This window comes from Pseudomonas sp. REP124 (assembly GCF_020164475.1).
Classification (GTDB): domain Bacteria; phylum Pseudomonadota; class Gammaproteobacteria; order Pseudomonadales; family Pseudomonadaceae; genus Aquipseudomonas.
Genome location: NZ_JAIQWX010000187.1, coordinates 1 through 10,874, shown reverse-complemented (window position 1 = coordinate 10,874; position 10,874 = coordinate 1). Strand labels below are relative to the sequence as shown.

The following is a 10,874-nucleotide window of genomic DNA, read 5'->3' as shown; positions in this document are numbered from 1 at the left end:
GCCACAAGGTGCCTGACCAAAAAATCGGGGAATGGTTGAATTTTGGGGGAAGCTCTTGAGGTGGTACTTGCCCTGGATCAGGCACCCGGCCCGCGATCGGCTAGAATGGCGCCTTTGCCCCTGCTGAGCCCGCCATGAAACCTCTAATGCCCCACGCCCAGCTCGACTGGGACGACCAGGGTCGTCCCTATTCCCGAGTGTTCGACGATGTGTATTTCTCCGATCAGTCGGGGCTGGAAGAAACCCGCTACGTCTTCATCGAGCAGAACCGTCTGGCCGAGCGCTTCGCTGCGCTGCCGGAAGGTGGCCGGCTGGTCATCGGCGAGACAGGTTTCGGCACGGGGCTGAATTTTCTTTGCGCCTGGCAGGAGTTCGAGCAACACGCCCCGGCGAGCGCACGCCTGCATTTCGTCAGCGTCGAAAAATACCCGTTGAGCCCGACCGACCTCAGCCGCGCCCTGGCGCTCTGGCCGGAACTCAAGGTATTCGCCGATCAGTTGCTGGCGCAATACGTGGCGATTCATCAAGGCTTCCAGCGCCTGGTGCTGGACAACGGACGTGTCACCCTCACCCTGCTAATCGGCGATGCACTGGAGCAATTGCCGCAGCTGGACGCGCAGATCGATGCCTGGTTTCTCGACGGTTTCGCCCCGGCGAAAAACCCCGACATGTGGACCGCCGAGCTGTTTGCCGAACTCGCCCGACTGGCCGCGCCCGGTTCGACCATCAGCACCTTTACCAGCACCGGCTGGGTGCGACGCCTGCTGAACGCGGCGGGCTTCAAGATGAAGCGCACGCCGGGCATCGGCCATAAATGGGAAATCCTGCGCGGCGCCTTTCTTGGCTGGCCTGAAGAAACACCGGCGCCCGCCCCGGCCAAACCCTGGTTCGCCCGCCCCACGCCACACACCGGCGAACGTCGGGCGCTGGTGATCGGTGCAGGGCTGGCCGGTTGCGCCAGCGCCGCCAGCCTCGCCGCGCGGGGTTGGCAGGTGAGTCTGCTGGAACGTCATGATGGGCTGGCGCAGGAAGCGTCGGGCAATCCTCAGGGTGTGCTTTATCTCAAACTGTCAGCCCACGGCACGGCCCTGTCGCAATTGATCGTCAGCGGTTTCGGTTACACCCGGCGCCTGCTCGAACACTTGCAGCGCGGTGTCGACTGGGCTGATTGCGGTGTGCTGCAACTGGCGTTCAATGCCAAGGAAGCGGAGCGCCAGAAGCAATTGGCCGAGGCCTTTCCCGAAGACTTGCTGCACATTCTCGATCAGGCCCAGGCCGAAGCCCGAGCCGGGATCGGCCTGCAATCGGGCGGTCTGTTTTATCCCGAAGGTGGCTGGGTGCATCCACCGGCGTTGTGCCAATGGCAGGTGGCGCGGCCGGATATCCGCGCGCTCACCCATCACGATGTGCTGGAACTGCGCAGGTCTGAAGGACAGTGGCAAGCCTGGGACGGTGAGCGCCTGCTGGCCGAGGCGCCGGTGGTGGTCCTGGCCGGCGCTGCGGAGATCAAGCGTTTTCCGTACAGCGCCGAGTTGCCGCTCAAACGCATTCGCGGGCAGATCACTCGCCTGACGCAAACCGCTGAAAGTCAGTCGCTGAGCACGGTGGTGTGCGCCGAAGGTTATGTCGCGCCGGCTCGCCTGGGTGAGCACACCCTGGGCGCCAGCTTCGATTTCAACAACGAAGACCTGACGCCGACGGCGGCCGAGCACGCCGGCAATCTGCAGATGCTTGAAGAGATTTCCCCGGACCTGGTCGCCCGGCTGCATGCCGATACCCCGCAACCGGAAAGCCTCGAAGGTCGCGCGGCGTTTCGCTGCACCAGCCCGGACTATCTGCCGATTGTCGGGCCGCTGGCTGATGTGCAGGCCTTCACTGAGGCCTACAGCGCCCTGAGCAAGGATGCCCGGCAGGTGCCGGACGTTCCGTGCCCGTGGCTGGAGGGTTTGTACGTCAACAGCGGGCACGGTTCCCGCGGGTTGATCACCGCGCCGCTGTCGGGGGAATTGCTCGCCGCGTGGTTTGATGACGAGCCGTTGCCATTGCCGAGGGCTGTGGCAGAGGCTTGTCATCCGAATCGCTTTGCGTTGCGGCGGCTGATCCGCGGCAAGGCGTAAAACCTGTAGCAGCTGGAGCAGCCTGCGTTCGGCTGCGCAGCAGTCGCAAAACCTGTGTACTGGGTCTGTCTGACAGACTGCAGTGCCTGATTCACGACTGCTTCGCAGCCGGACGCAGGCTGCGCCAGCTGCTACAGGGGACGGCGTTTCAGCGGTCAATCCAGAGCAAAGCAGACGTGTGATTCATCTGCGTTGAGGGCCGCCCGGGTCAATCGCTCCAGCAGCCCTTTTTCCGCCGTATACATCTCTTCCATGATTCCGTCTACCTTCGCCCGATACTTGTCCCCCAGCTTTCCCTGACTCTCGAACGCAGTCTCCATGCGCTCATGAAAAGGTTCAGCCAGATCCGTGAACTGCTTACCATGGTGCTCTCGCAAAAAGTCGACCCAGAACGTGCGCCCGTTCAGGTACGTCTGCAGGTCGGATGAAAGTTGCGCGTTGATCACTCTGCCGTACGCCGCATCCAGATCCGCAGGCTTCACACCGGCGAGCGATGCGTAACGCATGTGATGGGGCTGCCCGATCAGATCGAGTCGTTCGGCAAGCCCCGTGCGATAAGCCAGCACCACCTCGACCGGATCGAGCGCAGGGTTGGCCTTGACCTTCTCCCGGGCGATCGTGTCCAGGTAGTCCTGATTGAACAGCGCCCGCCCCAGCTTGATCAGCCGCGCGGCGCGGTCGTGCGCATTGACCGAGTGCCGCACCACCTTGTCGATTTCCACCGCCACTTCGAGATTGCTGAAGATGGTGGCCGCCGAATCCGCGCAGTTGGACTTCACTGCCATCGACAACAGTTGATCGCGCAATGCCGCCCCTCTCTCGGTCGCCTCGATCACGCGCCACACCCGGCGCGTCATGTCTTCGCGCAGATAACGGCTGTCGGCGGTGCTCCCCGCCTCCGCGAGCAGGCGGAAAAAGCCATCGGAGGCCGGTTGATTCTTCAGCGCCAGCCAGGTGTGGTTGCGCCGAACAAAGTTCGGTTCCGTGGATTTCGGCATCCACAGATCTCGGGCCATTTGCTCGTTGATTACCCCCACGTCGTTTTCCAGGTATCCCATCCCGTCACCCGTCCTGTCGCGGTAACTTTTGAGCTTGGTCGAGCTCGCGCTGGACAGCGGGTTGTGCCGCAGATTGATCGTTTGGGCCAGGCGCTGCGGTGCATCGAACAGCCACTCGGGCAAGGTACGGATCTCGTTGCCGCGCAGATCCACCATGTCCAGATACGGCAGGCGCTGGAGCCCCACCGGCAATTCGGTGGCATGGGTCGAACCGAGAAACAGCCCTTGCAGATCGATCATCTTGCTGACATCCACCGTGGCCCCCAATCGATTGCCGGCCAGCGACAGGGTTCGCAGCCCGCGCATGTCCGCCAGCTTGCGCAAGGTGTGCTCGGTCAGCACCAGCCGATTGTCATTCAGGCTCAGGTGTTGAAGGTCGGGCATGTGCGACAGCGCTTCCGGCAAGCGGCTGAGCCTGTTACCGTCCAGCTCCAGCCGGGTCAGGCCCTTGAAAGGTTTGAGGAAGTAGGCCAGTTCATCCCCGGCCTCCATGTCCTTGATCAGCAAGGTGCGTACATGGGCGACATCCTGCTCGGTGAGTGTCGGCAGCGATCCCACGGGATTTCGCTCCAGCGTAAGGGTGGTATGGGGCTGATTGAGCGGCCAGCGCGGCGGCGGAACCCGGCGCCAGCAATTCTCGATGGCATTGGCCACCTGACGGCGACTGACCCGAACATCGTTAAGCCGCCCCGGCAGCTTGGCCATCTGCACCTCATCGTCGCGCCAGGCGTGCAGGGTCTTGTGGAAGGCATCGAGTTGCTGCCTCAGCTCGCGGATTCGATTCATGCGCAACATCGGCGTGCTGCCGGCCTTGTCGAGAAAGGCCGAGACCTGAACGTCGGTAAACAATGGATAGAGCTTTCGGACTTTACGAGACAGGCTCCTGGAATGGCGGCTTGCCGCGGGTGGAGCCAACTGAACGCAGGACAACAGATGTTTGGCCGTTTTATCGGGCTCACCCCGCAGCAGCCGAGCGCTGCGCTCAGGATCCCCGGTGCCGGCTTTGCCCAGTCGATAGCGTAGTGTCGCGCCATCCTGCGTGTCGTCGCCGGTCAACCCCATGCGGGTACGCCGGGCAGCGGGCAAGGTGTCGAGTATTGCCTGGAGCAGATTGTCGCTGGTCACCGTTGAAGAGACGTTGCCACTGCTCCGGGTGACCTGGTAGCCCGTGGCCCCTTTGACGATGACCTCGCTCGACGTCGCATTCGCCTCCCCCACAGCGCCCAGCAAAGTCCCGGTACGGGAATCCTGCCGCAACTCCAGACGAAAACCTTCATCCCAGCCCTGCACCCGATCCATCAACCCGAACGTCAGGGTGTCAGTGTCGGTATTGGCCAGGTGCGGCCGATGCAAGCCTGCGATTGCCCGGTCCTGGCGCAGGGCAAACTGCGCCTGCGCGACTTCCCGGGCCAGATCCGAGCCCTGGATTTTGCGATCGAAGAGGAAATGCCGTTCTCGGCCGTTCACACCTTCCAGAAGTTCCTGCGCGATACGGGTCGGCAGTCCGGAAACCTGCTCGCACAGCACCGCAACATCACCGCTGGCCGTGCCGTCGTAGCCCTCATAAAGACGATCGAACAGCGGCTGGCGGTTGGCCTTGAGATGGCTGGCGATTCTTTTCGCCAGCAGTGCCGGTTTCGCTTCGCTGGTCGACGTACCGATCATGGCTTCGACTTCCTTCGGGTACAGACCGTTGATGACCGTATCGAGCAATTGACCCGAGTTCAGCTGCGACCGGTAGACGTGGACGGAGTTGACCAGGTCGTTCGCCGGGGATGTTTTCGGGTAGCGCGCGATGGAGGCGCCTTTCTGATCGAGCACTTCGATAAAGCGCTTCGCCGGCCAGCCGGGCAGCGTTGGCAAGGCATGCAGCTGTTCCTGCACGCACCCGGTGTTGGCGGTTTCGCCTCGTTCCATGGCCTGGATCAGGCCGGTGATTTTCCGGTCCAGCTTGAAGCGCTCGGCGCAATCGTGCAGGCGCCGTGGCAGCCTCAATCGGCTTTCATGCAGTTGGTGCAATCGACCGGGGGTCAGCCCGGTGATATCGGCCATTGCCGCAAGGTCGCTACCGAGTTCGCCGAGGTGAGGATTGGTACGTTTCAATGCGTATCCGCCGTCGGGCCATTCGTGGGCATGTTCGAACACATGGCGCCAGCCGCCTTCGAGGGTTTGCTCAATGGCGGGCTGAAAGGCTTGCGGGCGAGTTGGATGATTGATCTGCCACGGATCCTTCGGCGTTTTGCGGGAGACTCGAAAAGTGGCTCCGTCCATGCGGATCGAATGAGAGGTGCCCTGGGTATAAATGCCTTGCGGAACCAGCTGTACGTCAGGCTCCAGTTCCACAGGCTGTCGATAGGCTTTGAGGTCGGGCTTCCAGAGCATGGCCTTGCCATCGGCGCGGGTCACCGCTTCGAAATCATCGAAAAAAACTGCTGGCTCCTTCACGTCCTTGCCGATGGCGCTGCCCACAACCTTGCCTGCCGCGGCGAAAGCGGCCATCTGCGCCAGACCTTCGACAACATTGAGTAAGTGGGACAGCGCTTCGGTGTGCTCGCCGTGAGTCCAGTCCTCCACGCCCTCGTAGACTTCTCCGACCATTTCGACGACGGCCACGGTCAGCATCAGCTGGCCCAGCACGGGTACGAAAAAAGACGCCGCGTTTAACAACAGAAGACCGGCCTCCAACAGGGCCTGGAGGGTCTTTTCCCGCTCTTGCGCATCGACGGTCTCGGTCGGAATCGCAAGGATGCGCGCGTCCTCCTCCGCCTTGTTGACGAAGTCGCTGAACAGGATATCCCCCGGACAACTGTCAGCTGGCAACGCACTCAGCACGCCAAGCACCTTGTCCTTGTCGAAGCGGCTGAAAAAGCTGACTTTGTCGTGGCCGGCGAGAAAGTGCGTGGCGAAGTGTTTGCGAAAACTCTCGCTTTGCAGGTGCAGCGTCAGATAGGTCTTCAGGTCATCGAGCGAGGTGTATTCATAGAACGGCCTGCGGGGATTGTTGGGCATGTAGACCACGCACCGGGCATTGCGCTCGGTGTCGATGGACGCCTTGCTGAACACCAGCACGCCGTACAGGCTGGCGTCATGAATGACCAGCCCCTGCCAGTGCACCGGTCCCCCGTCGTATGCGATGTCTTTGGCCTGGGCGAGCGGGACATCCCGTTCGATGACCTTGAGCAACATCCTGTAGGCCGCATCGCTGATGTCCTTTTTCAAAAAGGCCATGTGGGCGGCGACGCGCATGTCCAGCAACCTGAGCCGGCGCACATCAGCGGAACCCGGGCCAGTGATGACGGCGTTTTTTGCAGGCACCGCCAGGATTTCGTTGATATGGCGCTGGTAACTGCCGCCCAGGTCCAGCTCACGACATAGCTCGGCGAATTTTGCGGGTTTTATCTCGGGATCTGTCTGAGCTTTGTTGTCGATCCTGATCGCGGACTCTTCGAGAAAACCATTGGGCTTCGCATTGGCCTCGGTGAAATTGACCATGGCCGCATGCAGCAGGCTGTGGGAGGTGGTGGTGATTTTTCCGTCGTAGCCGAGCGGTAGAAGACCGGTGCCGGTGAACTCCTTCTCGACGATCTGCAATGTGTCTCGCTCAACGTCGACATCGCGCTTCCACTTCGTTTTGAGCGTACGGGTCAGCTCTTCCTTGCAAAACACGTCCAACGGCTTGAGCTTTGCCAGCGCCTGAGACGCTCTTGCGTAGGTCAGATGGGATTGGGCAAGGTCGGCCTTCAAGGCACGGATAACACCGAGGTCCGCCTTGGCCAGCCAGTCCGGAAGGGATTTCTCCAGCACTTCGGCCTTGTCCAGGTCTCCGGTGTGTTCCACCAGTGCGGCCAGTCGTTGCGCCGGGGTCAGGGGTGTAGCAGTCGCTTTCATGGCAATGTCCTTATTGCGTTCGGAAGCGCTCAAGCCTACGTCCTGCCGCCTGTCGGCAGTGCAGCGTTACTTACCACCCGTTCCCCCCGCCATCTGCCTTGCCCGACGACCGCTTACTTCGGCTTATAACTCATTGATCTAAAACTAACGAGAAGTCCGCCGGGTCAGTTTCTGAGTACCCGCCGTTTTGGCGCGGTATCGATTGACCCTCCCCAACGGAAAAACCGGTAAGGAATATATGTGCGGATTAGCTGGCGAGTTACGTTTTGACAATCAACCTGCAGACCTTGCAGCCATTGAGCGAATCACCCATCACCTGGCACCACGCGGCCCCGACGCCTGGGGCTTTCACAGTCAGGGGCCGATTGCCCTGGGCCATAGACGCCTGAAAATCATGGACCTGTCGGAGCACTCGGCGCAGCCGATGATCGATCAGCAACTGGGTCTGTCCCTGGCCTTCAACGGCGCGATCTATAACTACCCGGAACTGCGCGCCGAACTGGAAAGCCTCGGTTACACGTTCCATTCCGGTGGCGACACCGAAGTGCTGCTCAAGGGCTTTCATGCCTGGGGTGAAGCGCTGCTGCCGAAACTCAACGGCATGTTCGCCTTCGCCATCTGGCAGCGCGATACGCAAAGCCTGTTCATCGCCCGCGACCGTCTGGGCGTCAAACCGCTTTACCTGTCGCGCACCGGCCAGCGCCTGCGTTTCGCCTCGTCGCTGCCGGCGCTGCTCAAGGGCGGCGACATCAACCCGATCCTCGATCCGGTGGCGCTCAATCACTACCTGAACTTCCACGCCGTGGTCCCCGCGCCGCGCACATTGCTGGCGGGTATCGAAAAACTGCCGCCGGCCACCTGGATGCGCATCGATGCCGATGGCCGCAGCGAACAGCACACCTGGTGGACCCTGCCCTACGGCCCCCATGCCGACGAAATGAACCTGACCCTCGAAGACTGGCGCGACCGCGTGCTCGACAGCACTCGCGAGGCGGTGGCGATCCGTCAGCGTGCGGCGGTGGATGTTGGTGTGCTGCTGTCCGGCGGTGTCGATTCGAGCATGCTGGTCGGCCTGTTGCGTGAAGTCGGCGTGGAGAACCTGTCGACCTTCTCCATCGGTTTTCAGGACGCTGGTGGCGAGCGCGGCGACGAATTCCAGTACTCGGACCTGATTGCCCAGCACTACGGCACCCGCCACCATCAACTGCGCATCGACGAAAAAGAGATCATCGAACAACTGCCCGCCGCCTTCAGGGCCATGAGCGAGCCGATGGTCAGCCATGACTGCATCGCCTTCTACCTGCTGTCCCGAGAAGTGTCGAAGCACTGCAAGGTGGTGCAGAGCGGCCAGGGCGCCGACGAACTGTTTGCCGGCTATCACTGGTATCCGCAGGTCGACGGCGCCAGCGATCCCTACGCGGCCTATCGCGAAGCCTTCTTCGATCGCAGTTACGAGGACTACGCCGCCACCGTGCAGCCGAAATGGCTGACTGCCAATGACGCCGCCGGCGACTTCGTGAAGGAACATTTCGCACAACCCGGCGCGGATGCGGCGGTGGACAAGGCCCTGCGCCTGGACAGCACGGTGATGCTGGTGGACGACCCGGTCAAACGCGTCGACAACATGACCATGGCCTGGGGTCTGGAAGCCCGTACACCGTTTCTCGACTACCGGCTGGTGGAGTTGTCGGCCCGAGTGCCAGGCAAGTTCAAGCTGCCGGACGGCGGCAAACAGGTGCTCAAGGAGGCCGCGCGACTGGTGATTCCGAGCGAGGTGATCGACCGCAAAAAAGGTTACTTCCCGGTGCCGGGCCTCAAGCACTTGCAAGGCAACACGCTGAACTGGGTGCGCGAACTGTTGCTCGACCCGAGCCAGGATCGGGGCCTGTTCAACCCGGCCATGCTCGACCGCCTGCTGACCGATCCTCAAGGCCAGTTGACGCCCCTCCGCGGCTCCAAGCTGTGGCAGCTGGCGGCACTGAACCTGTGGCTCAGCGAACAAGGAATCTGATCGATGAAACCTCACGCTACGGCCATCAGCCAACGCCTGTTGCGCGGTCAGACGCCCTCCTACGAGCGCTTGCAGGCGCGCCTGGCCGAAGACGGCAGCCAGTTGGGCGCAGAACCGATCGCAGTGCACTGCGGCTGGGGCCGGTTGTTGATCGGCCATACGTTTTCCGATGCTGCGTGCCTCGCCCGGGAGTTGCTCAACGAGCAGCCAGGCGAGCGCGACATCGCCTTGTACGTCGCCGCGCCCCAGCAGGTGCTGGGGCTGGAACCGGCCCAATTGTTTCTTGATCCATCCGACACTCTGCGCCTGTGGTTCAGCGATTACCGTCAGGCCACCCGGGTGTTTCGCGGTTTTCGTATCCGCCGCGCACAAAGCGAGGCGGACTGGCAGGCGATCAACCAGCTGTATCAGGCCCGCGGCATGCTGCCCATCGATGCCACCTTGCTGACTCCACGTCATCTGGGCGGGCCGGTGTACTGGCTGGCCGAGGACGAGGACAGCGGCGCGGTGATCGGCAGTGTCATGGGCCTGAATCATCGCAAGGCGTTCAACGATCCGGAAAACGGCAGCAGCCTGTGGTGCCTGGCGGTCGATCCGCATTGTTCGCGGCCCGGCGTCGGCGAGGTGCTGGTGCGGCATCTGGTGGAACATTTCATGAGCCGCGGCTTGAGCTATCTCGATCTGTCGGTGCTGCACGACAACCGACAGGCGAAAAACCTCTACGCCAAACTCGGCTTTCGCAACCTGTCGACCTTCGCCATCAAGCGCAAGAACGGCATCAACCAGCCGCTGTTTCTCGGTCCCGGGCCCGAAGCCGAGTTCAATCCCTATGCGCGGATCATTGTCGAGGAAGCCTTGCGTCGCGGCATTGACGTGCAGGTCGACGATGCCGACGCCGGGATGTTCACCTTGAGCCACGGCGGGCGTCGGGTGCGCTGCCGCGAATCCCTGAGCGACCTGACCAGCGCCGTCAGCATGACCCTCTGCCAGGACAAAAGCCTGACCCACAAAACCCTCAAGGCCGCCGGTCTGAAGCTGCCCGCGCAGCAACTGGCGGGCAATGCCGATGACAATCTGGCGTTTCTTGACGAGCACCAGCGGGTGGTGGTCAAGCCGCTGGACGGTGAACAGGGTCAGGGTGTGGCGGTGGATCTGCAGAGCATCGAAGAGGTGCAGCAAGCCATCGAGGCGGCCCGCCGATTCGACAGCCGTGTGCTGCTGGAAAGCTTCCACGAAGGTCTGGACCTGCGGATTCTGGTGATCGGCTTTGAAGTGGTCGCTGCGGCGATTCGTCGACCTGCCGAGGTGATCGGCGACGGTCAGCATTCGATCCGCGCGCTGATCGAAGCCCAGAGCCGGCGACGCCAGGCCGCCACCGGTGGCGAAAGCAAAATCCCCCTGGACCACGAGACCGAGCGCACCTTGCAGGGTGCGGGTTTCGACTACGACAGCATTCTGCCGGCGGGCGAGCATCTGTTTGTCCGGCGCACGGCCAATCTGCATACCGGAGGGGTTCTGGAGGACGTCACCGGGATTCTGCATCCGACCCTGGTGGATGCGGCGGCGCGGGCGGCCCGGGCGCTGGATATTCCCATGGTCGGCCTCGACCTGATGGTGTCTGCCGCGGATCGACCGGAGTACGTATTCATCGAAGCCAACGAACGCGCCGGGCTGGCCAATCATGAGCCGCAGCCGACGGCGGAGCGGTTTGTGGATTTGCTGTTTCCCTACAGTCAGCCGGCGGCTGGCAAATGATGCTGCGTCTGGACTGACGCCTTCGCGGGCAAGCCTCGCTCCTAC

Annotated in this window: 4 protein-coding genes; 3 read left to right on the top strand and 1 reads right to left on the bottom strand. The window is 62.2% G+C overall.

Annotation, left to right across the window (positions count from 1 at the left end; translation table 11 throughout):
* The first annotated feature begins 134 nt into the window (after positions 1–134).
* Positions 135–2,117 (top strand): bifunctional tRNA (5-methylaminomethyl-2-thiouridine)(34)-methyltransferase MnmD/FAD-dependent 5-carboxymethylaminomethyl-2-thiouridine(34) oxidoreductase MnmC, encoded by a 1,983-nt coding sequence (mnmC, locus tag K9857_RS27535; protein WP_224541278.1) that lies wholly within the window; start codon positions 135–137, stop codon positions 2,115–2,117.
* Positions 2,118–2,272: 155 nt separating this feature from the next.
* Here the strand turns inward: mnmC and K9857_RS27530 are convergent, their stop codons facing one another.
* Complete coding sequence (locus tag K9857_RS27530) at positions 2,273–7,063, bottom strand: NEL-type E3 ubiquitin ligase domain-containing protein (RefSeq protein WP_224541276.1); 4,791 nt, start codon at positions 7,061–7,063, stop codon at positions 2,273–2,275.
* 238 nt (positions 7,064–7,301) lie between these two features.
* Between K9857_RS27530 and K9857_RS27525 the strand changes: the two genes are divergently transcribed.
* Together K9857_RS27525 and ngg are read left to right on the top strand one after the other, a co-directional pair.
* Positions 7,302–9,074 (top strand): N-acetylglutaminylglutamine amidotransferase, encoded by a 1,773-nt coding sequence (locus K9857_RS27525; protein ID WP_224541274.1) that lies wholly within the window; start codon positions 7,302–7,304, stop codon positions 9,072–9,074.
* Between the two features lie 3 nt (positions 9,075–9,077).
* Complete coding sequence (gene ngg, locus K9857_RS27520; protein ID WP_224541272.1) at positions 9,078–10,829, top strand: N-acetylglutaminylglutamine synthetase; 1,752 nt, start codon at positions 9,078–9,080, stop codon at positions 10,827–10,829.
* The last annotated feature ends 45 nt before the right edge of the window (positions 10,830–10,874 follow it).